Here is a 22,342-nt window from a genome sequence, read left to right as displayed (position 1 = left end):
CGGGCACGACCGCCTCAAGCCACAGTCAGTGGACTGATCTCGACCGCTGCGCGGCGGTACTCGGTGTTGACGCGCTGGGCTTCCTCGAGCTGGTCTTCGAGGGTAACGATCCGGCAGGCCGCCTCCACGGGGGTGCCGTGGTCGACGAGTTCGCGGGCGCGGGCGGCGATGCGGAGCTGGTGGCGGGAGTAGCGGCGGTGGCCGCCGGCGGAGCGGAGCGGGGTGATGAGGCGGGCTTCGCCGATGGCGCGGAGGAAGCCCTGGGTGGTGCCGAGCATGGCGGCGGCTCGGCCCATGGTGTAGGCGGGGTAGTCGTCGTCGTCGAGACGGCCGAACGAGTCGTCTGCTGTCATCGCACCTCACTGCGAAACAGGTAGAGGAAAAGGGATCGGAATACGGGGAGGGGCCCTGGTGCGTACAGCACCAGGGCCCCGAAGGAACTGCTACACCATCTGCCGGCCCTAGTCCTGCGCCGGCCTACTGTTTCCGCCGACCCGGCCGACACGCTGCCGGGAGTGCGGGGATCGCGGTTGCTTGACCGGAGACCACCTCACTATCGATGTCCTGCGGTACCCGGGCTCAGACTTCCGCCCGGGCGATCCTGATGGCGCCTCAACTCCTCCGTTCTTCCCTCGGTGATCAACTGCCTACCAGCGGGAGAGACTGCAACTGCGGGTTACTGCGTTACTGCTGATACTGCGGTACTGCTGGTGGCCTGACCCAGCGCCACTCTCCGGCAGCCAGCCCCGTCGCCCATCGTGCGTCTGCTCTGGCTTAGAACCCCACTGCCGAACTTCCCGGTGCGCGCGCCCGCAGCCGACGCCTTCACCGAGGTGCTGCTCACTTACTTCACTGCTGGGTACTGCGAACTGCACTTACTTCGGGTACTGCCACTGCGTTAACTGCGGTACTTCTCTCGGCGGCCCCTGATCACTGCGGGCCCCCCGGTCCGGTCGTCAGTCCCGTCGCCGTCCTGCAACAACCCTGGCTTCGGAACTCCACCACCGCACCGTCCTGCGCACTGCAACTGCGGTTACTGCTGCCCGGCAGTTCGTCTCTGCCGGGCCCTACTGTCTCTCTGGGCTACGAAAGAAACCATAGCCAGGCCACCGCCCAATGTCTACTTCAGCCGCCATAGATTTTCGTGCTCGCTGAGAAGAGTTAGACCTTCACCGCCGCCCCAGGATGCGCAGAGCGGACTGCACAGCAGGTCAGGGGCTCTGGAGGGCGCAGCCGAGCGCGTGGGGTCCCCGCGTCTCGTCGATGCCCATGGTCAACCGTCTCGGCCGGGTGACCGCGGTCACCCGTCGGGCCTCCGGCGGGAAGACGGTCAGTGCTCTCTTCGACCGGTAGTGCTACCGGTCGAAAAGACGGGACGACCGGTGCATAAAATCGACTCTCATGTCGAAGCCTGACGAGCTGCTCGTTGACGTTGCCACCTTGGTGGAGTCCGGGCAGAGCAATCAGATGTCCCTGACCGTGGTCACCGGTGGTGCTGTCATCACCGGTCGGCTGGCTCCCGAAGCCGTGTGGAGGCAGCGGGTGTCGGAGGTCCTCACGGACTCGGCCCGCCTGGGAGAGTTCGCCGCCGTCTTCACCGCCACGACACCCCGGGAGGGGCCGCCCACCCACCTGCACTTCCATGTGGCCCGCATCCTGCAGGGCACGGTGGGGATCCCGGAGACGGGTGGGATGTACCGCGTCTCGATCGCCGACGTCAGCGCCTGGACCATGGGCGACTTCAGCTACTCCGACCACTGACCCGGCGTCGCGTGAGAAACCCCTGGGTACGCGGGAGGGCCCGACCGGCGCACGCTGGTCGGGCCCTCCTCGCTGTTCGGGTGTCGGCTCACGCCGGCCCTGTCCGTCAGACGGTCACCGGGATGCCGAGCATCGCGGAAGCCTGCTGGAGCGGGCTGAGGGCGCGCGTGGGTACGGCAGCCCGGGGGAGGCCGCGGCAGGTGAACCCGAGCTGGGTCATGGCCCGGAGGACTTCACCGGCGCTGAAGTCACGGCGGTCCTGGCGGGTGATGACCTGACCGACCTGCTTGACGGGGTAGGTACGGCGCCCGATGATCACAGACTCGCCGACGACCTGCTCGGGCTTGACCCCCTTCATCGACTCCAGGACACCGCTCTTGGTCAGGTCGAACGGGAAACGGGCGATGACACAGCGCATGTTGCCTCACAGGAAGAAGAAAGGGGGACGGTCGCTCCGCGGTGAGGCGGTTCAGCGGGCAAGGGCGAGGACGCCCAGAGCGCTGCCCTGGTCATCGACGACCGGCAGGGCATCGAGCCGGCGGTAGCGCATCGCGTGCTCGGCTTCGGCCATCGTGGTCAAGGGCGAGGTGACCGGCCCGCGGTCTCCCAGAAGGTCGCGGAGACGGACCTGGTCCGTGTACGCAGCGCTGTCGCGGACGGTGGCGAGACTGGCCTGGGTGACCAGCCCGGTGCACAGGCCGTCCTGGTCGCAGACGAGCAGGTGACCCGCGCGGGCACTGGCCATGACAGCCAGGGCCACCTCGACCGTCATGTCTTCACAGACCTGTGGACCGGCCGCCTCCATCGCGTCGCCCACTGTCCGGTGTACAGGGTTGGCGTTCACCGAGCGGGGCTGCATCTGGACCAGCGTCACGACGTGCCTCCTGCAGAGATGGGTCAGTTTCCTGATCACGTGGTTCTCAGGCCGCCGCATCGAAGGCGGACTGCCGCACGCTCACGCGCCGGACCGTCGAAGCGGGCCGTCGCCTGCCGCGGGAGGCCGTGCTGCGCTTGGCACGTTCGACGACCGGTGCGGCAATGACGACGGGGATTCCGGAGGGGGCCTGGGCACCGGTGATCCGGTTCAGGGCCTCTTCGCCCGAGCGGACCTGGGTGGTCTGCGGGGTGATGCCCGCGGCCTGCATGAGGCGGGTCATGTCGCGGCGCTGGTTGGGGGTGACCAGGGTGACGACGCTGCCGGACTCGCCCGCGCGGGCGGTGCGACCGCCCCGGTGCAGGTAGTCCTTGGGGTCGGTCGGCGGGTCCACGTTCACGACGAGGTCGAGGTTGTCGACGTGGATCCCGCGCGCCGCCACGTTCGTCGCGACCAGCACGGTCACGTGGCCCGTCTTGAACTGGGCGAGGGTGCGGGTGCGCTGCGGCTGCGACTTCCCGCCGTGCAGCGCGGCGGCCCGGACACCACTGTTCAACAGGTCCTGGGTCAGCCGGTCCACGGCGTGCTTGGTGTCCAGGAACATCATCACCCGGCCCTCGCGCGCCGCGATCTCCGTCGTCGTGCGGTGCTTGTCGGCGCCGTGGACGTGCAGTACGTGGTGTTCCATGGTGGTCACCGCACCGGCCGAGGGATCCACCGAGTGCACGACCGGGTCGGTCAGGTAGCGACGGACCAGCAGGTCGACGTTGCGGTCCAGGGTGGCGGAGAACAGCATCCGCTGGCCCTTGGGGCGCACCTGGTCGAGCAGCGCGGTGACCTGCGGCATGAAGCCCATGTCGGCCATCTGGTCGGCCTCGTCCAGCACGGTGATCGCGACCTGGTTCAGCCGGCAGTCACCGCGGTCGGTGAGGTCCTTCAACCGGCCGGGCGTGGCTACGACGACCTCCGCACCTCCGCGCAGCGCTCCGGCCTGCTTGCCGATCGACATGCCGCCGACGACCGTGGTCAGGCGCAGCTTCACGGCGCGGGCGTACGGCGCGAGGGCGTCGGTCACCTGCTGGGCCAGCTCGCGGGTGGGGACGAGGACCAGTGCGAGCGGCTGGCGGGGCTCGGCGCGCTGTCCGGCGGTGCGGGCCAGCAGGGCGAGACCGAACGCGAGGGTCTTGCCGGAGCCGGTGCGTCCGCGGCCGAGCACGTCACGGCCCGCAAGGGTGTTGGGCAGGGTGGCGCCCTGGATCGGGAAGGGCACGGTCACGCCCTGCGCGGCGAGGGCGGCCAACAGCTCGGCCGGCATGTCGAGATCGGCGAAGGCCTCGACGGCGGGCAGCGCGGGAGTGATGGCCTTCGGCAGGGCGAACTCGCCCTGGACCGCGGCGGGCCGGCGCCCGTAGCCGCCCGAGCGGCTCGGACCTCCGGAACGGCTCGGGGTCGACGAGCCGAAGCGGCTGCCCCGCTCCGAACCGGCGGCAGCGCCGAAAGCAGGGCCGCCGGTGCGGCTGCGGGTGCGAGAGGAACGGTCATTCGTACGTGTGCGGTTCATTCAGAACCTTCCTTGATGCCAGCACGTATCAAGGAATTCCCGCAGGGGAATAAGTGCGGGGAATCACAGGAACGGGCCGAACGGAATTCGAAAGCGGCGCTGACCTACAGGGATTCTGTATGGGCGCAGGCGCTGAGAGGGGGCGTCGTGTGGACGCGAAATCCAGAAAAATCGATTGGGGTGAAGATCCGAGGAGGCTGTAACCCGGATGCCTCGTCCCGCAGGCGACACCACTGCGGGAAATGTCTGCAGCTGGGGCCCGCACCCCGAGGGATGCGGGCCCCAGCTACGAAATGCGCGTCAGCGTCAGGCGGGAACGATGTTCTCGGCCGTCGGGCCCTTCTGGCCCTGCGCGATGTCGAAGTTGACCTTCTGGCCTTCCAGCAGCTCGCGGAAGCCCTGGGCGGCGATGTTCGAGAAGTGGGCGAAGACGTCGTCGCCGCCACCGTCCTGCTCGATGAAGCCGAAGCCCTTTGCCGCGTTGAACCACTTCACGGTGCCAGATGCCATGTCATATCTCCTTTGGGGCAGTACACCAGCGTCCGCACTGTACGGACACCGTGTCGCCGCGATGATGCCCCGCCGGAAAACTGCCCGGAAATATGAAGTGCTCGAATTGTGGCGCGAAGGCCGACTGGAGCACTTGAAGTTTTTTGGGTACCAAAACTGCAACCGAGATCGACAGTAGCACGCCGCAACGGTTTGTGTGCGTGAAATATCTCCATCGTGTGCGGCGCGGAAAAACTCTCCCTGCGGGGTCCATTAAACTCTCTGACCGCGGGGACAGATATTGATTCCCCCCGAGTGCAGCGTTGGGAACAAGGGTGTCCGCCAGTTGCGACGTGCAGTCCATCGGGACGCGAGCCTGCGGGCTGGATGCGCAGCGCCCTCTCGAAGGGATCAGCGGCTCGCAGGTGCTCCATGGCGGTCGCTGGGCAGCCACGGCAGTGGGGCGCGACCAGCCCCGCACTTGCTACACGGCTGTTCATAACAGGTGGCGCAGGTGATGGCTGAGCTGGAGTTCGAAACCGTCGTGTGCCCGCACTGCGCGGCCTGCCCGGCCACGGGGCAGGCCCGTACCGTCGCCGCCGACCGGCGTCGGGTGACGGTGACGTGGCGTCTCCCTTCCTGCCCGCACTATGCCGCCGATCGCGTGTTGGTGGGGAAAGAGGACTGGATAGTCCCGTCGCGGGTCTGCCCCCGGACCCTTCCGGCCAATCGCCTCTTTGGGAAGGCGAATTCGCGCGGCAGCGGCAGTCGTGTGACGCAGGTCGTCGAGAACGCGTCTCGCGATCCGAGATCGGCGGAGCTCGTGTGGTGCAAGTGGTGCGCGAAAGGCCCTCCGAGCAGGGCATTCCCGCCAGTTGGGGCACGTGGAGGGCACGGGAGGGTCTGACGGGTCTAGACAATGAAGAAGGCCCAGGTCGTTGACCTGGGCCTTCTTTAAAGAGCGGATGACGGGAATCGAACCCGCGCTATAAGCTTGGGAAGCTCATGTTCTACCATTAAACTACATCCGCGCAGTGGGCCAGTTGCCTGGATCCCTACCGTTGCACACTCTACCTCATGATCGACCCCCGGTGAATCTGCCGCGGGGTCGTCGTTGTTTGCGGTGTGCACGGGGGCGTGTGGGGGCGGGAGTTGGGGCGTAACGTGTGGTGCGGAGCGGCGGCTGGAGCGGGTGCCGATCATCCCCTAATGTGGCGATTCGTCGCAGTACGGCTCGTTGGGGAAAGGGACTCGATGGAGCACACCGTCGTCCGTTGTGCCGAAGGGCACGTTTTCAGTACCGCCTCCTTCCCGCTGCAGCACCTCGGTGCCGGCCGGATCGGGCCCGGGCGGCTGCTGCGGTGTCCGCGGTGCGCGCGCCTGCGGCAGGCCGTACCCGTCAGCGGTGCGCCCAAGCGCTGAGCGCTGAGCACTGAGCGCAATACGCACGGCCGGGCGCGCGGGCGGTCCCTCTCGATTGGGGGTGGCCCGCGCGCTCTGCGTATCCTCGGGACGTGCTTCTCTCTGACAAAGACATCCGGGCCGAGATCGACAGCGGACGGGTTCGCATCGACCCGTTCGACGAGGCGATGGTGCAGCCCTCCAGCATCGATGTGCGTCTCGACCGGTACTTCCGGGTGTTCGAGAATCACCGCTACGCCCACATCGATCCCGCGGTCGAGCAGCCGGACCTGACCCGGATGGTCGAGCCCGAAGGGGACGAGGCGTTCATCCTGCACCCCGGTGAGTTCGTCCTCGCGTCGACGTACGAGGTCATCTCGCTGCCCGACGACATCGCCTCCAGGCTGGAGGGGAAGTCCAGCCTGGGCCGCCTCGGCCTCGTGACGCACTCGACCGCCGGGTTCATCGACCCCGGCTTCTCGGGCCACGTGACCCTTGAGCTGTCGAACCTGGCCACGCTGCCGATCAAGCTCTGGCCGGGCATGAAGATCGGCCAGCTGTGCATGTTCCGGCTCAGCTCGCCCGCGGAGTTCCCGTACGGCAGCGAACGCTACGGCTCCCGGTACCAGGGGCAGCGCGGGCCGACCGCCTCGCGCTCCTTCCAGAACTTCCACCGCACCCAGGTGAGGCACGAGGCATGAGCAACGCAGTACGCGAGAACCTGACCTACGAAGGCTTCGGCGCGGCCGTGCGCGAGCTGGCGCAGACCATCGCCGACGACGGCTACGAGCCCGACATCATCCTGAGCATCGCCCGCGGCGGCGTGTTCGTCGCCGGCGGTCTGGCGTACGCCCTGGACTGCAAGAACATCCACCTGGTGAACGTGGAGTTCTACACCGGCGTCGGCACCACGCTGGAGATGCCGGTCATGCTGGCGCCCGTGCCCGAGGCGATCGACTTCACCGACAAGAAGGTCCTCATCGCCGACGACGTCGCCGACACCGGCAAGACGCTGAAGCTGGTGCACGACTTCTGCCTGGGCCACGTCGCCGAGGTGCGCTCCGCCGTCATCTACGAGAAGTCCCACTCCCTCGTGAAGTGCGAGTACGTGTGGAAGAAGACCGACGAGTGGATCAACTTCCCCTGGTCGGTCGAGCCGCCGGTCGTCAAGCGCGAGGGCCAGGTCCTCGACGCCTGATCGCGTCTCGTCGGACATGCGCGAGGGGCCCCCGGCCGTTGCCGGGGGCCCCTCGCGTACGTGCGCGCCTATGCGCGTGTGCTCCGTGCGCTAGATGGTGCCCAGCTTGATGATCGACAGCAGGGCGATCAGCTGGATCGCGGAGGCGCCCAGCGCCTTCGGCCACGGCAGGTCGTGCGACTTGCTGACCAGCGAGGTGAAGAGCGCGCCCGCGGCGACCCAGGTGGCCCAGCCCAGCACCTGGACGATCATGTTGTCGCCGCCGAGGAACACCGCGAAGAGCAGGCGCGGGGCGTCCGTGATGGACATGACCAGCATCGACAGGCCCACGGTGGGCTGCCAGCTGCCGTCGCCGCCCATCTGGCGGGCCAGGGTGTGCGTGACCGCGCCCAGGAGCAGACCGCAGATGACGAAGGCCACGCCGGCGGACAGCACGATCGGGACGGCCTGCGACAGCGTCGCGTTGATCACGTCCTTGCGGGCGTCGTCGAGGCCGAAGACCGCGAGGAGGCCGTAGAGGAAGGTCACGATCAGCGCCGGACCCCAGACGGGGTAGTCGCGCATCTGGAGGAAGGTCTGGCCGGGCCGCGTCACGATGCCGCGGAGCAGTTCCTTCCACGGCAGCCGCGGCCCGGAGGGCGCCGCCGCGGCAGCGCCCGCCTGGTAGGTCGCGCCCTGGTTGTACGGGTCCTCGCCGACGGCGAAGACCTGCGTGTGCCCGGGGTTGTCGTTCGTGTAGTTGCCGCCGCCGCCTCCGTGGCCGTACGGGGGCTGCTGTGCGTGCGGGTGCTGCTGCCCGTACGGGTCGAAGTACTCCGGCTCGCCGTGGCCCCCGGCGTTCGGCTGCGGCCACTGCTGCTGCGGTGGCGGGCCGCCGACGGGAGGGTAGGGCGGCTGGCCGTACGGCGGCGGTTGCTGCTGACCGTACGACTGCTGCTGCTGCGGGGGTTGTTGCGGACGGCGGTTGTCGTTACGGCCGCGTCCGATCCTGAATCCAGCCACGTGATCGAACGTACCTGGTCCGGCGGGCGTCGGTGGCCGGGCAGCCGGAACAAGCACCCTTTGCGGCTGACCTGTGACATCCCCTAGGGGTTCCCCGGGGGGTTGTCCCCACCTCTGGATCACCGTCGCGGCCTGTCCGGTTTACATGCTTGCGTAGCGTTCTGCGGCTCTTCGTTACGTTCTCTATGGGATACCCACATATCGGGCCCGTAGCTTCGTGTCCGTCGCCTCCACGCAGGACGAACGAGAACGAACGAGCACGAGGAAGAGTCCCATCATGCGCAGCACCCGCCGCACCACCTTCCGTACCGCCGCCGTCGTCGCAGGCGCGGCCACCGTCCTGGCCCTCCCGGTCGGGTCCGCCTTCGCGGACTCCTCCCCGGCCGTGCCCGAGCCGGAGGTGCTGCCCGGCATCGAGCAGCCGGCGGTCAAGCCCTGGGTGGACGCGAAGCACGGGCCGGCGCCTCATGTCCGTGCCTTCGTCACCGCCGTGAAGCTGGCGGACGGTTCCGTCGCCAAGGTCTACAAGATCGGCAAGAGCCACTTCGAGGCCGACGTCCTCGCGGGCTCCACCAAGCTGGACACCCTGGTCAGCCGGGGCGGGGCCGCGTCGTACGGGCAGAGCAACGGCCTGCACGTCGTGCTCCAGCCGAACGGCACCGTGACGTCGTGGCTCGACGGGGCGCCGAAGCCCAAGCCGACGCCTGAGGTGAAGAAGCACGTCACGGTGGAGAGCTCGGTGCGGGTCGCCGTGCCGGACGGGCGGATCGCCAAGCTGGTGGACGGTCCGCGCGGCAAGTACGTCGTGATCTCCATGCCGAACGGCCACGTCCTCGGCACCGTCGACCTGGAGCGTCCGAGTGCGCAGACCGACGGCTGGACCTACAAGCTCGTGCGGGACGGCAAGCGCGTGAAGTTCGTCGTCATCGAGGGCAAGGGCGGCGGGAACAGCTGGGTGTACGACTTCGACGGCAGGCTGATCGAGAGGTTCACGGTCGACGTGCCGAAGTCGAAGGAGGACCACGTCCGGGTCGTCCCGAGCAGCGGCGGCACGGCCGCGTCGGGTCCGGCCGGGCTGGGCTTCGCCGTGGTGCCGGCCCAGGGCTGACCGGAAACGCCGGAACGGCCGGCCCCCGCTCGGGGACCGGCCGTTCCGGCGTGTTTCCTGACTGGCTGACTGCCCAGGCGCCTACTTGGCGTCCTCGGCCTTCGGCTCGGCCGCGCCCTCGGTCTCGTCCTTGGCGTCGGCTTCCTTCTCCGGCTCCGGCTCCGGCTCGGCGTCCGCTTCCGCTTCCGCTTCCGCTTCCGCGGCTTCGGCCTCCTCGGCCTTCGCTCCGGTCCCATCGGCCTTGGCCTCGACCTCGACCCCGGCCTCGGCGGCGTCCGCCTCCGCAGCCTCCGCCTCCGCCTCCGCCTTGGCCGCGGCTTCTGCTTCCGCCTTGGCCTTCGCCTCGGCTTCCGCCTTGGCCTTGGCCTCCGCTTCCGCCTCGGCCTTCGCCTTGGCCTCCTCGGCAGCCTTCGCCTTGGCCGCCGCTTCCGCCTCCGCCGCAGCGGCTGCCGCGGCGGCCTCCGCCTCGGCCTCCGCCGCCAGGGCGGCCAGTTCCTCCTCGGTCGGCCCCGGGGCCTTGACCGACTCCAGCAGCAGCTGGGCCACGTCCACGACCTGGACGGACTCCTTCGCCTTGCCCTCGTTCTTCTTGCCGTTGACCGAGTCGGTCAGCATGACCAGGCAGAACGGGCAGGCTGTGGAGACGATGTCGGGGTTCAGGGACAGGGCCTCGTCGACGCGCTCGTTGTTGATGCGCTTGCCGATCCGCTCCTCCATCCACATCCGCGCGCCACCGGCGCCGCAGCAGAAGCCCCGCTCCTTGTGGCGGTGCATCTCCTGCTGGCGCAGGCCCGGAACGGCCGACATGATCTCGCGCGGCGGCGTGTAGACCTTGTTGTGCCGGCCCAGGTAGCACGGGTCGTGGTACGTGATCAGACCGTCGACCGGCGTCACCGGCGTCAGCCGGCCCTCGTCGATCAGGTGCTGGAGCAGCTGCGTGTGGTGGATGACCTCGTACTCGCCGCCCAGCTGCGGGTACTCGTTCGCGATGGTGTTGAAGCAGTGCGGGCAGGTGGAGACGATCCGCTTCGCCGACTTCGGCTTCTTCGTCGACGGGTCGTCGTCGTCCTCGCCGAACGCCATGTTCAGCATGGCCACGTTCTCCTGGCCCAGCTGCTGGAACAGCGGCTCGTTGCCCAGGCGGCGCGGCGAGTCACCGGTGCACTTCTCGTCGCCGCCCATGATCGCGAACTTGACGCCCGCGATGTTCAGCAGCTCCGCGAAGGCCTTCGTGGTCTTCTTGGCCCGGTCCTCCAGGGCGCCGGCGCAGCCGACCCAGTAGAGGTAGTCGAACTCGGAGAGGTCCTCCGCGTCCTTGCCGATGATCGGGACCTCGAAGTCCACCTCCTTGGTCCACTCGACGCGCTGCTTCTTCGCCAGGCCCCAGGGGTTGCCCTTCTTCTCCAGGTTCTTGAGCATCGTGCCCGCCTCGGACGGGAACGCGGACTCGATCATCACCTGGTAGCGGCGCATGTCGACGATGTGGTCGATGTGCTCGATGTCGACCGGGCACTGCTCCACGCACGCACCGCAGGTCGTGCAGGACCACAGCACGTCCGGGTCGATGACGCCGTTCTCCTCGGCGGTGCCGATCAGCGGGCGCTCGGCCTCGGCGAGCGCGGTCGCCGGCACACCGGCCAGCTGCTCGGCCGACGCCTTCTCCTCGCCCTCCATCGTCTTGCCGCCGCCGGCCAGCAGGTACGGGGCCTTGGCGTGCGCGTGGTCGCGCAGCGACATGATCAGCAGCTTCGGGGACAGCGGCTTGCCCGTGTTCCAGGCGGGGCACTGCGACTGGCAGCGGCCGCACTCGGTGCACGTGGAGAAGTCGAGGATGCCCTTCCAGGAGAACTGCTCCACCTGCGAGACGCCGAAGACGTCGTCCTCACCCGGGTCCTCGAAGTCGATCTGCTTGCCGCCGCTGGTCATCGGCTGGAGCGCGCCCAGCGCGGTCGCGCCGTCGGCGTTCCGCTTGAACCAGATGTTCGGGAAGCCGAGGAAGCGGTGCCACGCGACACCCATGTTGGTGTTCAGGGAGACCACGATCATCCAGATCAGCGAGGTGCCGATCTTGATCATCGCGGTGAAGTAGATGGCGTTCTGCAGCGCGCTCGGCGACAGCCCCTCGAAGGCCATGACCAGCGGGTACGAGATGAAGTACGCCGGCTCCCAGCCGTCCACGTGGTGGATGGCGCCCTCGAGGCCGCGCAGGCACAGGATCGCGAGGCCGATGGTCAGGATGATGTACTCGACGAAGTACGCCTGCCAGGCCTTCGAGCCGGCGAAGCGCGACTTGCGGCCGGCCCGCGAGGGCAGGCTGAGCAGGCGGATCGCGATCAGCACCAGGATGCCGAGGACGGTCATCAGGCCGATGAACTCGATGTACAGCTCGAACGGCAGGAAGCCGCCCAGGACCGGAAGCGTCCAGTCGGCCTGGAAGAGCTGGCCGTAGGCCTGCGCCAGGGTCGGCGGGAGCGTCAGGAAGCCGATCGCGACGAACCAGTGCGCGAAGCCGACGATGCCCCAGCGGTTCATCCGGCTGTGGCCGAGGAACTCCCGGACGAGGGTCAGCGTTCGGGCCTTCGGGTCGTCCGTGCGGCTGCCGGCCGGTACGGGCTGACCGATCTTCACGAAGCGGTAGATCTGCGCCACGGCTCGTGCGAGCAGCGCGACGCCGACCACCGTCAGGACCAGCGACACGATGATCGCGGCGAGTTGCATGGGAGGGCTCCTCGGGCGGCACTTACTAAGCGGTAACTTATGAAGTCAAGGCTTGAGGTTACCCATTCCCGACGCCGCAATGTAGCTGAGCGTGCGGTGATCTGTGTCGCTCAGGCGAGCCTTTGTCGGTAGGCCGCCCGCGGGGTCTGGGCGAGGATCGCCAGGTCCATCCCGAGCCAGTGGTTCTCCACATAATGCCGGTCGAGCAGCGCCATCTCCTCCCAGGGTAGGTCGGAGCGTGCGCTCACCTGCCACAACCCGGTCATTCCGGGACGTACGAGCAGCCGGTCCGGGAGGTCGGTACGGGCCTCCGGGCGCGGGCCGACCAGCGACATCTCGCCGCGGACCACGTTCAGCAGCTGGGGGAGCCCGTCGAGCGCGCAGCGCTCCAGGAGTGCGCCCGTCCGCCCCGGGCCGGCCGTGTCGAAGCGCCAGGTCCGGAAGGGCCGCCCGCCCAGGCCGGCCGCGGGCTGCCGTGCGAAGGGCCGCCCGCCCCGGATCGCGTACAGCAGCGCGGTGACGGCCGCGAGCGGCAGGCCGAGCGCGGCGAGCAGGATCACCGCCCCGACGAGGTCGAGCACCCGCTTGGCCGGCGGGGCTGCGGGTACCCGCAGCCGGGGGGCGGTGAGTGTGAGGGGCATGCCAGCACGCTGCCGCACGGCCCCGTCCGCGGTGCGGTGGCGCGCGGCCGGGGTGCCCCGTTCGGCCGCCCCGCCGCAAGGTTGCGCGTAAGCGGCAGCTAAAGGTTGAGCCGACCCGACTCAGTTCTGTTGACGCATGCGCGGCGATGCGGCATGGTTGAGTCTGTTCCACTCAAGTCAGCTGGAGGAATCGAAATGGCACGTGCGGTCGGCATCGACCTGGGCACCACTAACTCCGTCGTCAGCGTTCTGGAAGGCGGCGAGCCCACCGTCATCACCAACGCCGAGGGCGCCAGGACCACGCCGTCCGTCGTCGCCTTCGCCAAGAACGGCGAGGTCCTCGTCGGCGAGGTGGCCAAGCGCCAGGCGGTCACGAACGTGGACCGGACCATCCGCTCCGTCAAGCGCCACATGGGCACTGACTGGAAGATCAACCTGGATGGCAAGGATTTCAACCCGCAGCAGATGAGCGCCTTCATCCTGCAGAAGCTGAAGCGCGACGCCGAGGCCTACCTGGGTGAGAAGGTCACGGACGCGGTCATCACCGTCCCGGCCTACTTCAACGACTCCGAGCGTCAGGCGACCAAGGAGGCCGGCGAGATCGCGGGCCTGAACGTCCTGCGCATCGTCAACGAGCCGACGGCCGCCGCCCTGGCCTACGGTCTCGACAAGGACGACCAGACCATCCTCGTCTTCGACCTCGGTGGCGGCACCTTCGACGTGTCGCTCCTGGAGATCGGCGACGGCGTCGTCGAGGTGAAGGCCACCAACGGTGACAACCACCTCGGTGGTGACGACTGGGACCAGCGCGTCGTCGACTACCTGGTGAAGCAGTTCGCCAACGGCCACGGCGTCGACCTGTCCAAGGACAAGATGGCCCTGCAGCGTCTGCGCGAGGCCGCCGAGAAGGCGAAGATCGAGCTGTCCTCCTCCACGGAGACCTCGATCAACCTGCCCTACATCACGGCTTCCGCCGAGGGCCCGCTGCACCTGGACGAGAAGCTCACGCGCGCCCAGTTCCAGCAGCTGACCGCGGACCTGCTCGACCGCTGCAAGACCCCGTTCCACAACGTCATCAAGGACGCCGGCATCCAGCTGTCCGAGATCGACCACGTGGTCCTGGTCGGCGGCTCCACCCGCATGCCGGCCGTCGCCGAGCTCGTCAAGGAGCTCACCGGCGGTCAGGACGCCAACAAGGGCGTCAACCCGGACGAGGTCGTCGCCATCGGCGCCACCCTCCAGGCCGGTGTCCTCAAGGGTGAGGTCAAGGACGTCCTGCTCCTCGACGTGACCCCGCTGTCCCTCGGCATCGAGACCAAGGGCGGCATCATGACCAAGCTCATCGAGCGCAACACCACGATCCCGACCAAGCGGTCCGAGATCTTCACGACGGCCGAGGACAACCAGCCGTCCGTGCAGATCCAGGTCTACCAGGGCGAGCGCGAGATCGCGGCGTACAACAAGAAGCTCGGCATGTTCGAGCTGACCGGCCTGCCGCCGGCCCCGCGTGGCGTCCCGCAGATCGAGGTCTCCTTCGACATCGACGCGAACGGCATCATGCACGTGACCGCGAAGGACCTCGGCACGGGCAAGGAGCAGAAGATGACCGTCACCGGCGGCTCTTCGCTCGGCAAGGACGAGGTCGACCGCATGCGCCAGGAGGCGGAGCAGTACGCGGACGAGGACCTGCGCCGCAAGGAGGCCGCCGAGTCCCGCAACCAGGGCGAGCAGCTCGTCTACCAGACGGAGAAGTTCGTCAAGGACAACGAGGACAAGGTCCCGGCCGAGGTCAAGACCGAGGTCGAGTCCGCCGTCGCCGAGCTGAAGGAGAAGCTCAAGGGCGAGGACACCGGCGAGATCCGCAGCGCGACCGAGAAGCTCGCCGCGGTCAGCCAGAAGCTCGGCCAGGCGATCTACGCCGACGCCCAGGCCGCCCAGGGCGCCGCGGGTGCCGGTGACGCGGGCCAGGCCAAGGCCGACGACGACGTCGTAGACGCCGAGATCGTCGACGACGAGAAGCCGAAGGGTGGCGCTGCCTGATGTCGGAGGAGACCCCGGGCTTCGACGAGGAGCCCGAAGTCCCCGCCGACGCCGCTCAGGACGACGCCGGGCCGAAGGCCGCCGACTCCGCCGACACGGCGGAGGGGGCGGCCCCGGCCGGGGACAGCGCACAGGATGTGGCCCTGCTGGCGCAGCTGGACCAGGCCCGTACCGCGCTCGGCGAGCGCACCGCGGACCTCCAGCGGCTGCAGGCGGAGTACCAGAACTACCGCCGCCGGGTGGAGCGGGACCGGATCACCGTCAAGGAGATCGCGGTCGCGTCCCTCCTGACGGAGCTCCTGCCGACGCTCGACGACATCGGCCGGGCGCGGGAGCACGGCGAGCTGGTCGGCGGCTTCAAGTCGGTGGCCGAATCGCTGGAGACGGTCGCCGCCAAGATGGGCCTGCAGCAGTTCGGCAAGGAGGGCGAGCCCTTCGACCCGACGGTCCACGAGGCCCTGATGCACTCGTACGCGCCGGACGTCACGGAGACGACCTGTGTGGCGATCCTGCAGCCGGGCTACCGGATCGGCGAGCGTACGATCCGTCCCGCACGGGTCGCGGTGGCCGAGCCCCAGCCGGGCGCGGCCCCCAAGTCCGAGTCCGCGGAGGGCGACAAGCCGTCCGGCGAGGACACGGATGCAGCCGACAAGGGCTGACGCAGTTCACGTAGAGGCACGGGAGGAGGGACACCGAGGATGAGCACGAAGGACTTCGTCGAGAAGGACTACTACAAGGTCCTCGGTGTCCCGAAGGACGCCACCGAGGCCGAGATCAAGAAGGCGTACCGGAAGCTCGCGCGCGAGTTCCACCCGGACGCCAACAAGGGCGACGCCGCCGCCGAGGAGCGCTTCAAGGAGATCTCCGAGGCGAACGACATCCTCGGGGACGCCAAGAAGCGCAAGGAGTACGACGAGGCGCGCGCCCTGTTCGGCAACGGCGGCTTCCGCCCCGGGCCGGGCGGCGGCGGTTCGTTCAACTTCGACCTGGGCGACCTCTTCGGCGGCACCCAGCAGGGCGGTCAGGCCGGCGGCTTCGGCGGCGGCCTGGGCGATGTCTTCGGCGGCCTCTTCAACCGCGGCGCCGGCCCGGGTGCGGGCACCCGCACCCAGCCGCGCCGCGGCCAGGACGTCGAGTCGGAGGTCACCCTCTCCTTCACGGAGGCGGTGGACGGGGCCACGGTCCCGCTCCGGATGTCCTCGCAGGCGCCCTGCAAGGCCTGTTCGGGCACCGGCGACAAGAACGGCACGCCCCGGGTGTGCCCGACCTGCGTCGGCACCGGCCAGGTCTCGCGGGGCAGCGGCGGGGGCTTCTCGCTGACCGACCCCTGCGCGGACTGCAAGGGCCGCGGCCTGATCGCGGAGACCCCCTGCGACGTCTGCAAGGGCAGCGGCCGTGCCCGCAGCTCGCGCACCATGCAGGTCCGGATCCCGGCGGGCGTCTCCGACGGCCAGCGGATCCGGCTGCGCGGCAAGGGCGCTCCCGGCGAGCGCGGCGGTCCGGCCGGCGACCTCTACGTGGTCGTGCACGTCGGTACCCACCCGGTGTTCGGCCGCAAGGACGACAACCTCACGGTGACCGTCCCGGTGACGTTCGCGGAGGCGGCGCTGGGCGCCGACATCAAGGTCCCGACCCTGAACGGCCCGTCGGTGACGCTGAAACTGCCCCCGGGCACCCCGAACGGGCGTACGATGCGGGCCCGCGGCAAGGGGGCGGTCCGCAAGGACGGCACCCGCGGGGACCTTCTGGTCACCGTGGAAGTGGCGGTTCCGACCGAGCTGTCGGACAAGGCCCGCGAGGCGCTGGAGATGTACCGCGAGGCGACGGAGTCCGAGGACCCGCGCTCCGCGCTGTTCGAGTCCGCGAAGGGAGCATGAGCATGGACGGCCGCCGACGACAGTCCTCCCGCTTGGGCGGGGGCTACCAACTCACCGACGAGACCCCGGTCTACGTGATCTCGGTGGCCGCCCAGCTCTCGGGTCTGCACCCGCAGACCCTCCGCCAGTACGACCGTCTCGGCCTGGTCTCCCCGGACCGTACGGCCGGCCGCGGCCGGCGCTACTCGGCCCGGGACATCGAACTGCTCCGCACGGTGCAGGCGCTGTCCCAGGACGAGGGCATCAACCTGGCGGGCATCAAGCGGATCATCGAACTGGAGAACCAGGTGGCCGCGCTCCAGCAGCGCGTCGCCGAGCTCTCGGCCGCGGTGGACGGCGCGGCGGCAACGCTGCGGGCCCGCGAGGCCCAGGTGCACGCCTCGTACCGGCGCGACCTGGTCCCGTACCAGCCGCCGCAGCCGGGCAGCGCCCTGGTGGTCTGGCGCCCCAGCCCCAAGCGGCCGCTGGACTGACCGGCAGGTCGCCCGGGCTCCCGGAGCACACCTTTCAGGCCCCGCCCCTCCCGGGGCGGGGCCTGAAGGCTTTCCAGAGGCCTTCTAGAGGTCTTCGGGGTCCCGGTGCGGGTCCCGGTCCGGATCGGCGTCCTCGCACTCCTGCGGGGCGGAGGGGCGGCCCAGGATGCCGGACTGGGCGATGAGGTAGCCGAGCTGGGCCCGGCTGCCGCTGCCGAGGGTGGTGGCGAGCTTGGCGATGTGGGCGCGGCAGGTCCGCACGTTCATGCCCAGGCGCCGGGCGATGGCCTCGTCCACGTGCCCCTCGATGAGGAGCTGGGCGATGGTGCGCTGCACGCCGGTGATGCCGCCGGGGGTGCTGCGGTACGTCACCTCCTCCGTGAGGGGCACGGCGCGGTGCCACAGCTGCTCGAACACCTTGATGAGGTAGTCGACGAGGCCGGGGTGGCGCAGCTCCAGCGCGACCCGCCGGTCGTCGCTCACGGGGATGAAGGCCACCGTGCGGTCGAAGATGATGAGGCGCTCTATCAGCTCTTCGAGCGTGCGGATCTCGACCTTGCCCATGGAGATGCGGTCCACGTAGGCGAGGGTGCCCTGGCTGTGCCGCGCGGTGTGCTGGTAGAGGGTCCGTATGCTGACCCCGCGGTCGATCAACGGCTGGTCGCGCTCCAGGGCTTGTGTGAGAGCCTCGGAGGGGCGCGCTCCGCCCGGCTGGACCGTCAGCACCTCGGTGTGGCATTCGGCCGTCGCGAGGTTCAGTGCGGCGTTGATCCTTTCGAAACCCTCCAGCACCGTGATGGCATGGGTGTCGGCCGGACTCTGTGCGCTGATGGCCAGGAAAGGCTCGAAAGTGTCGGTGAGATCTACAGCGCTGCGTCGGCGGTCCTGGATCTCGCGTTCAATCGGATGGAGCCGTTGCGCCAAAGCCACGGACGGGGGAACCGGCCGGAGTTGGTTCGCGTCATCCGGGTCGGGCTGCAGAAGGGCGAGTTCCAGCAGGCAGGGGGCGTTCTGGATCTCTCCCCGGGCGATCCGGCCGGTGCTCAGGGCAGCCGCGTAGAGCCGGGTCCCCTCGGCGCACATGGACGTGACGGGGTGGGGATGTGTCGCCATTGTCTCGTTTCGCGTCAAATCTCCACCCCCCAGGGTCCTGAACATGCAAGAACATGATGCATCGTCCCTGTGGCATTGACGTGCCTGAATGAGCCATCGTCTGACACGCGGGGGAGAGGATTCCATCAAGTGAGGACGAAGCCGACCATGTACAAGAGAATGCTTCGCTCGGTGCTTGCCATAGGTTTCTCCGCCGTTGCGGTATTTGGGGCAGTCAGCGCCGTCGAAAGTGACGCGGGGAGCGCTAGGGACGGTCAGGGCACGAGCCTGACGAGCACGGAGTTCGACACCGGCTGGACCACGGCACCCGTGGGCAAGTACGCCGACACCGGATGGACCAGCGCCGAGCTGGGCGGTAAGGACGACACCGGCTGGACCGAGGCTCCCGCTGGAGTGTCCGCATGACCCCCGACGACCGCGGCTTCCGCCGCGAGATGGCGTCCGCCTACCGATCGGGCTGGCAGTTCATCGACCTCGCCACGGCCATCCCCCACCCCGGCGACTCGTTGATGGTCACCCTGTTCGGCCAACCGATCGTCATCGTGCGCGAGGAGGACGAGGACGTACGTGCCTACCGGTGCCTGCGCCGCCCGCGCGGCGCGCCGCAGCCCGTCCGCTGCGAGGTGCGCTACGGAATGGTCTTCGTCAATCTCGACCAGCGGGACCACCAGCTCTTCGAACCCGACATCACCACCGCCACCCCCCGCAGTGCCTGAAGCGATTCCCCCGTCGTTGCAGATCGCTCAGGCGCTACCCCCACACAACGGCGCCATCGTGGACCTGACCACGATGGCGCCGTTGTGATGCCTGCGTCCAGTGCGTGAACCGGACAAGATGAAGAATCAACGGCTCATGCGCGACCCATGGCCCGGTCCAGGGTGATCTCCACGACCACTCGGTCGGGATTGGGCGACGGCGTCCGCCCGTACCGCTCCGCGTAGCGCGCCACCGCGTCGGCGACCGACGCCTCGTCCGTGCGGACCACCGCGCGGCCCTCGAGCGTGGCCCAGCGGCGCCCTTCCATCTGGCAGACCGCCACCCGCGCCCCGCCCTCCTGCGCGGCCTGCGCCGCCAGGACGTTGCGGACCTTCTTGCTGTGCTTGTTGCTGATCACCCGGGCCAGGCCGGCTGCGGGGTCGTACGTCACGCCCACCGGCACCACGTGCGGGGTCCCGTCGGGGCGCGGGGTGGTCAGCGTGCAGACGTGCCGCTCCCGCCAGAAGGCGAGGTACTCGGGCGTCGGGTTGAGTACGTCATGGGACATGGCCCGAAGGGTACGGGCAAGCCGTCCCCTCAACTGCCTTGAGTGGAATAGACTCAACTTTGCATACGCTGACCCTGTCAGACCTAGTTGCATCCCTCGGAGAGGAGAAAGACGCAGTGGACGCCGAGCTGACCAACAAGAGCCGGGACGCGCTGAACGCGGCCACCAGCAGGGCCGTCAAGGAAGGCCACGCGGACCTGACCCCCGCGCACCTGCTGCTGGCCCTGCTCGCCGGCGAGGACAACGAGAACGTGATCGACCTGCTGATCGCCACGGAGGCCGACCAGGCCGCCGTGCGCAGCGGCGCCGAACGCCTCCTCGCCGCGCTGCCCAGCGTCACCGGCTCCACGGTCGCGCCCCCGCAGCCCACCCGCGACCTGCTCGCCGTACTCGCCGAGGCCGACAGCGAGGCGGGCAAGCTCGGCGACGAGTACCTCTCCACCGAACACCTGCTCATCGCCGTCGCCGCCAAGGGCGGCGCGGCCGGTGAGGTCCTTTCCGCCCAGGGCGCGACGGCGAAGAAGCTGCTGGACGCCTTCCAGAACGCACGAGGAGCACGGCGGGTGACCACCCCCGACCCCGAGGGCCAGTACAAGGCCCTGGAGAAGTTCGGCACCGACTTCACGGCGGCCGCGCGCGACGGCAAGCTCGACCCCGTCATCGGCCGCGACCACGAGATCCGGCGCGTCGTGCAGGTGCTCTCGCGCCGTACGAAGAACAACCCGGTGCTCATCGGCGAGCCCGGCGTCGGCAAGACGGCCGTCGTCGAGGGCCTGGCCCAGCGCATCGTCAAGGGCGACGTGCCCGAGTCCCTGAAGAACAAGCGGCTCGTCTCCCTCGACCTCGGCGCCATGGTCGCCGGCGCCAAGTACCGCGGCGAGTTCGAGGAGCGGCTCAAGACCGTCCTCGCGGAGATCAAGTCCAGCGAGGGCCAGATCATCACCTTCATCGACGAGCTGCACACGGTCGTCGGCGCGGGCGCCGGCGGCGACTCCGCGATGGACGCCGGCAACATGCTCAAGCCCATGCTGGCCCGCGGCGAGCTCCGCATGGTCGGCGCGACCACCCTCGACGAGTACCGCGAGCGCATCGAGAAGGACCCGGCGCTGGAGCGGCGCTTCCAGCAGGTGCTGGTCGCCGAGCCGTCCGTCGAGGACACCATCGCGATCCTGCGCGGGCTCAAGGGCCGCTACGAGGCCCACCACAAGGTCGTCATCAACGACAGCGCGCTGGTCGCCGCCGCGACCCTCTCCGACCGGTACATCACCTCCCGCTTCCTGCCGGACAAGGCCATCGACCTCGTCGACGAGGCCGCGTCCCGGCTGCGCATGGAGATCGACTCCTCGCCCGTCGAGATCGACGAGCTCCAGCGCTCGGTGGACCGCCTGCGGATGGAGGAGCTGGCGCTGAACAACGAGTCCGACCCGGCCTCGCGCGAGCGCCTCGACAAGATCCGCAAGGACCTCGCCGACCGTGAGGAGGAGCTGCGCGGCCTGACCGCCCGCTGGGAGAAGGAGAAGCAGTCCCTCAACCGGGTCGGCGAGCTCAAGGAGCGCCTGGACGACCTGCGCGGCCAGGCCGAGCGGGCCCAGCGCGACGGCGACTTCGACGCCGCCTCCAAGCTGCTCTACGGGGAGATCCCGGCCCTGGAGCGCGAGCTGGCCGAGGCCACCGAGGAGGAGGCCGAGGCCTCCAAGGCCGGCACGTCGAAGAACACGATGGTCAAGGACGAGGTCGGCCCCGACGACATCGCCGACGTGGTGGGCGCCTGGACCGGCATCCCCGCGGGCCGCCTGCTGGAGGGCGAGACCCAGAAGCTGCTCCGCATGGAGGACGAGCTGGGCCGCCGCCTGATCGGCCAGACCGAGGCCGTACGGGCCGTCTCCGACGCCGTGCGCCGCACCCGCGCCGGCATCGCCGACCCGGACCGGCCGACCGGCTCCTTCCTCTTCCTGGGCCCGACCGGCGTGGGCAAGACGGAGCTGGCCAAGGCGCTCGCCGACTTCCTCTTCGACGACGAGCGGGCCATGATCCGCATCGACATGTCGGAGTACGGCGAGAAGCACAGCGTGGCCCGGCTCGTCGGCGCCCCGCCCGGCTACGTCGGCTACGAGGAGGGCGGCCAGCTCACCGAGGCCGTCCGCCGCCGCCCGTACAGCGTGGTGCTCCTCGACGAGGTGGAGAAGGCCCACCCCGAGGTCTTCGACATCCTGCTCCAGGTCCTCGACGACGGCCGGCTCACGGACGGACAGGGCCGCACCGTCGACTTCCGCAACACCATCCTGATCCTGACCTCGAACCTGGGCAGCCAGTTCCTGATGGACCCGGCCACCCCGGCCGAGCAGAAGAAGCAGCAGGTCCTGGACGTGGTCCGGGCGAGCTTCAAGCCGGAGTTCCTCAACCGCCTGGACGACCTGGTGGTCTTCTCCGCGCTGAGCCGGGACGAGCTGGCGCACATCGCCGAGCTCCAGATCCGCCGGCTCGCGAAGCGCCTGGCCGAGCGGCGCCTCACCCTGGACGTCACCCCCGAGGCCCTGGCCTGGGTGGCGGACAAGGGCAACGACCCCGCGTACGGCGCACGGCCGCTGCGCCGCCTGATCCAGACGGCGATCGGCGACCGCCTGGCGAAGGAGATCCTCTCCGGCGAGGTGCGCGACGGCGACACCGTACGGGTCGACGTGGCGGGCGAGGACCTGCTGGTGGGCAAGGCGCTCTGACCGGGCCCCCGGCCGGGCGCACCACCGGGCACCCCGCGTACAGGAACGTGCGCGGGGTGCACTCCTGTCCGCCCGCAGCGGATCCGTGACCGTCGGGCTGGACAC

The 22,342-nt window shown here is 69.3% G+C and carries 21 protein-coding genes, 1 tRNA gene and 1 pseudogene; 12 read left to right on the top strand and 11 right to left on the bottom strand.

Features of this window, described 5'->3' with window-relative positions; genetic code table 11:
* Positions 1–14: 14 nt before the first annotated feature.
* A complete protein-coding gene (locus tag OHA91_RS18245; RefSeq protein WP_031155540.1) occupies positions 15–353 on the bottom strand; it encodes a helix-turn-helix domain-containing protein in 339 nt (112 codons plus the stop codon).
* Between the two features lie 1,048 nt (positions 354–1,401).
* Here OHA91_RS18245 and OHA91_RS18240 point away from each other — a divergent pair.
* Positions 1,402–1,761, top strand: coding sequence for a hypothetical protein (locus tag OHA91_RS18240; RefSeq protein WP_031155101.1), 360 nt, complete (start codon positions 1,402–1,404; stop codon positions 1,759–1,761).
* A 106-nt stretch (positions 1,762–1,867) separates the two neighbouring features.
* Here the strand turns inward: OHA91_RS18240 and OHA91_RS18235 are convergent, their stop codons facing one another.
* From OHA91_RS18235 to OHA91_RS18215, 5 genes are all read right to left on the bottom strand, one after another.
* Positions 1,868–2,179 carry an SCO5918 family protein gene (locus OHA91_RS18235; RefSeq protein WP_031155103.1) on the bottom strand — a complete coding sequence of 104 codons (312 nt, stop codon included), beginning with the start codon at positions 2,177–2,179 and terminating at the stop codon, positions 1,868–1,870.
* 51 nt (positions 2,180–2,230) lie between these two features.
* Positions 2,231–2,635: a CBS domain-containing protein gene (locus tag OHA91_RS18230; protein ID WP_328739620.1), complete on the bottom strand. Its 405-nt coding sequence runs from the start codon at positions 2,633–2,635 to the stop codon at positions 2,231–2,233.
* A gap of 46 nt (positions 2,636–2,681) precedes the next feature.
* Entirely contained in the window at positions 2,682–4,196 is a 1,515-nt protein-coding gene (locus OHA91_RS18225) for a DEAD/DEAH box helicase (RefSeq protein WP_031155108.1), read from the bottom strand.
* Positions 4,197–4,502: 306 nt separating this feature from the next.
* Complete coding sequence (locus OHA91_RS18220) at positions 4,503–4,706, bottom strand: cold-shock protein (protein WP_031143202.1); 204 nt, start codon at positions 4,704–4,706, stop codon at positions 4,503–4,505.
* A gap of 939 nt (positions 4,707–5,645) precedes the next feature.
* Positions 5,646–5,716 (bottom strand) — tRNA-Gly (locus OHA91_RS18215).
* A 178-nt stretch (positions 5,717–5,894) separates the two neighbouring features.
* On the opposite strand from OHA91_RS18215, the gene OHA91_RS18210 reads away from it, so the two are divergent.
* The 3 genes from OHA91_RS18210 (at position 5,895) to OHA91_RS18200 (ending at position 7,284) form a co-directional block, all read left to right on the top strand.
* On the top strand, positions 5,895–6,107 hold the full coding sequence (locus OHA91_RS18210) for a hypothetical protein (RefSeq protein ID WP_078959502.1): 213 nt from the start codon (positions 5,895–5,897) through the stop codon (positions 6,105–6,107).
* 92 nt (positions 6,108–6,199) lie between these two features.
* Complete coding sequence (gene dcd / locus OHA91_RS18205) at positions 6,200–6,787, top strand: dCTP deaminase (RefSeq protein ID WP_030036065.1); 588 nt, start codon at positions 6,200–6,202, stop codon at positions 6,785–6,787.
* The gene (locus OHA91_RS18200) at positions 6,784–7,284 is read left to right on the top strand and encodes a phosphoribosyltransferase (protein WP_031155112.1); all 501 of its coding nucleotides are present in this window, start codon (positions 6,784–6,786) and stop codon (positions 7,282–7,284) included. The genes dcd and OHA91_RS18200 overlap by 4 nt, the downstream gene beginning before the upstream one ends.
* Before the next feature lie 90 nt (positions 7,285–7,374).
* Here the strand turns inward: OHA91_RS18200 and OHA91_RS18195 are convergent, their stop codons facing one another.
* Positions 7,375–8,286: a Yip1 family protein gene (locus tag OHA91_RS18195; protein WP_328739619.1), complete on the bottom strand. Its 912-nt coding sequence runs from the start codon at positions 8,284–8,286 to the stop codon at positions 7,375–7,377.
* Between the two features lie 277 nt (positions 8,287–8,563).
* Here OHA91_RS18195 and OHA91_RS18190 point away from each other — a divergent pair, with 277 nt between their 5' ends.
* Positions 8,564–9,394: a hypothetical protein gene (locus OHA91_RS18190; RefSeq protein WP_031155115.1), complete on the top strand. Its 831-nt coding sequence runs from the start codon at positions 8,564–8,566 to the stop codon at positions 9,392–9,394.
* Positions 9,395–9,889: 495 nt separating this feature from the next.
* Here the strand turns inward: OHA91_RS18190 and OHA91_RS18185 are convergent.
* Both OHA91_RS18185 and OHA91_RS18180 read right to left on the bottom strand, forming a co-directional pair.
* Positions 9,890–12,112, bottom strand: a pseudogene (locus tag OHA91_RS18185) ((Fe-S)-binding protein); the annotation flags it as partial.
* Between the two features lie 110 nt (positions 12,113–12,222).
* Entirely contained in the window at positions 12,223–12,753 is a 531-nt protein-coding gene (locus tag OHA91_RS18180) for a sugar transferase (protein ID WP_031155119.1), read from the bottom strand.
* Between the two features lie 195 nt (positions 12,754–12,948).
* Here OHA91_RS18180 and dnaK point away from each other — a divergent pair, with 195 nt between their 5' ends.
* From dnaK to OHA91_RS18160, 4 genes are read left to right on the top strand one after another with little or no spacing between them, the layout of a single operon-like run.
* Positions 12,949–14,793, top strand: coding sequence for a molecular chaperone DnaK (gene dnaK / locus OHA91_RS18175; RefSeq protein ID WP_031155121.1), 1,845 nt, complete (start codon positions 12,949–12,951; stop codon positions 14,791–14,793).
* Positions 14,793–15,452, top strand: a complete 660-nt coding sequence (gene grpE, locus OHA91_RS18170) for a nucleotide exchange factor GrpE (RefSeq protein WP_031155123.1) — start codon at positions 14,793–14,795, stop codon at positions 15,450–15,452. The genes dnaK and grpE overlap by 1 nt, the downstream gene beginning before the upstream one ends.
* Positions 15,453–15,491: 39 nt before the next feature.
* On the top strand, positions 15,492–16,670 hold the full coding sequence (gene dnaJ / locus OHA91_RS18165; RefSeq protein WP_031155126.1) for a molecular chaperone DnaJ: 1,179 nt from the start codon (positions 15,492–15,494) through the stop codon (positions 16,668–16,670).
* Positions 16,671–16,672: 2 nt separating this feature from the next.
* On the top strand, positions 16,673–17,143 hold the full coding sequence (locus OHA91_RS18160) for a heat shock protein transcriptional repressor HspR (RefSeq protein ID WP_031155128.1): 471 nt from the start codon (positions 16,673–16,675) through the stop codon (positions 17,141–17,143).
* Positions 17,144–17,227: 84 nt separating this feature from the next.
* Here OHA91_RS18160 and OHA91_RS18155 read toward each other — a convergent pair whose 3' ends face one another.
* Positions 17,228–18,301 carry a helix-turn-helix domain-containing protein gene (locus tag OHA91_RS18155; RefSeq protein WP_051893480.1) on the bottom strand — a complete coding sequence of 358 codons (1,074 nt, stop codon included), beginning with the start codon at positions 18,299–18,301 and terminating at the stop codon, positions 17,228–17,230.
* Positions 18,302–18,385: 84 nt separating this feature from the next.
* Between OHA91_RS18155 and OHA91_RS18150 the strand changes: the two genes are divergently transcribed.
* Together OHA91_RS18150 and OHA91_RS18145 are read left to right on the top strand one after the other, a co-directional pair.
* Positions 18,386–18,661 (top strand): hypothetical protein, encoded by a 276-nt coding sequence (locus OHA91_RS18150; RefSeq protein WP_030838845.1) that lies wholly within the window; start codon positions 18,386–18,388, stop codon positions 18,659–18,661.
* Positions 18,658–18,972, top strand: a complete 315-nt coding sequence (locus OHA91_RS18145) for a Rieske (2Fe-2S) protein (protein ID WP_030026718.1) — start codon at positions 18,658–18,660, stop codon at positions 18,970–18,972. Before OHA91_RS18150 ends, OHA91_RS18145 begins: the two co-directional genes overlap by 4 nt.
* Before the next feature lie 134 nt (positions 18,973–19,106).
* On the opposite strand, the gene OHA91_RS18140 is transcribed toward OHA91_RS18145, so the two are convergent.
* A complete protein-coding gene (locus tag OHA91_RS18140) occupies positions 19,107–19,520 on the bottom strand; it encodes a pyridoxamine 5'-phosphate oxidase family protein (protein WP_031155136.1) in 414 nt (137 codons plus the stop codon).
* Positions 19,521–19,636: 116 nt separating this feature from the next.
* Here OHA91_RS18140 and clpB point away from each other — a divergent pair, with 116 nt between their 5' ends.
* Complete coding sequence (gene clpB / locus OHA91_RS18135; protein ID WP_266499088.1) at positions 19,637–22,237, top strand: ATP-dependent chaperone ClpB; 2,601 nt, start codon at positions 19,637–19,639, stop codon at positions 22,235–22,237.
* Positions 22,238–22,342: the final 105 nt, after the last annotated feature.

This window comes from Streptomyces erythrochromogenes (genome assembly GCF_036170895.1).
In the GTDB taxonomy this organism is placed as follows: domain Bacteria; phylum Actinomycetota; class Actinomycetes; order Streptomycetales; family Streptomycetaceae; genus Streptomyces; species Streptomyces erythrochromogenes.
The sequence above is the reverse complement of the archived record's forward strand: the minus strand, read 5'-3'. Positions and strand labels throughout refer to the sequence as shown.

Bases quoted from the DNA above. Each gene is read 5' to 3' on its own strand.
- OHA91_RS18245 (WP_031155540.1), bottom strand. From the start codon at position 353: ATGACAGCAGACGACTCGTTCGGCCGTCTCGACGACGACGACTACCCC.
- OHA91_RS18240 (WP_031155101.1), top strand. From the start codon at position 1,402: ATGTCGAAGCCTGACGAGCTGCTCGTTGACGTTGCCACCTTGGTGGAG.
- OHA91_RS18235 (WP_031155103.1), bottom strand. From the start codon at position 2,179: ATGCGCTGTGTCATCGCCCGTTTCCCGTTCGACCTGACCAAGAGCGGT.
- OHA91_RS18225 (WP_031155108.1), bottom strand. From the start codon at position 4,196: ATGAACCGCACACGTACGAATGACCGTTCCTCTCGCACCCGCAGCCGC.
- OHA91_RS18220 (WP_031143202.1), bottom strand. From the start codon at position 4,706: ATGGCATCTGGCACCGTGAAGTGGTTCAACGCGGCAAAGGGCTTCGGC.
- OHA91_RS18210 (WP_078959502.1), top strand. From the start codon at position 5,895: ATGTGGCGATTCGTCGCAGTACGGCTCGTTGGGGAAAGGGACTCGATG.
- OHA91_RS18200 (WP_031155112.1), top strand. From the start codon at position 6,784: ATGAGCAACGCAGTACGCGAGAACCTGACCTACGAAGGCTTCGGCGCG.
- OHA91_RS18190 (WP_031155115.1), top strand. From the start codon at position 8,564: ATGCGCAGCACCCGCCGCACCACCTTCCGTACCGCCGCCGTCGTCGCA.
- OHA91_RS18180 (WP_031155119.1), bottom strand. From the start codon at position 12,753: ATGCCCCTCACACTCACCGCCCCCCGGCTGCGGGTACCCGCAGCCCCG.
- dnaK (WP_031155121.1), top strand. From the start codon at position 12,949: ATGGCACGTGCGGTCGGCATCGACCTGGGCACCACTAACTCCGTCGTC.
- grpE (WP_031155123.1), top strand. From the start codon at position 14,793: ATGTCGGAGGAGACCCCGGGCTTCGACGAGGAGCCCGAAGTCCCCGCC.
- dnaJ (WP_031155126.1), top strand. From the start codon at position 15,492: ATGAGCACGAAGGACTTCGTCGAGAAGGACTACTACAAGGTCCTCGGT.
- OHA91_RS18160 (WP_031155128.1), top strand. From the start codon at position 16,673: ATGGACGGCCGCCGACGACAGTCCTCCCGCTTGGGCGGGGGCTACCAA.
- OHA91_RS18155 (WP_051893480.1), bottom strand. From the start codon at position 18,301: ATGTTCAGGACCCTGGGGGGTGGAGATTTGACGCGAAACGAGACAATG.
- OHA91_RS18145 (WP_030026718.1), top strand. From the start codon at position 18,658: ATGACCCCCGACGACCGCGGCTTCCGCCGCGAGATGGCGTCCGCCTAC.
- OHA91_RS18140 (WP_031155136.1), bottom strand. From the start codon at position 19,520: ATGTCCCATGACGTACTCAACCCGACGCCCGAGTACCTCGCCTTCTGG.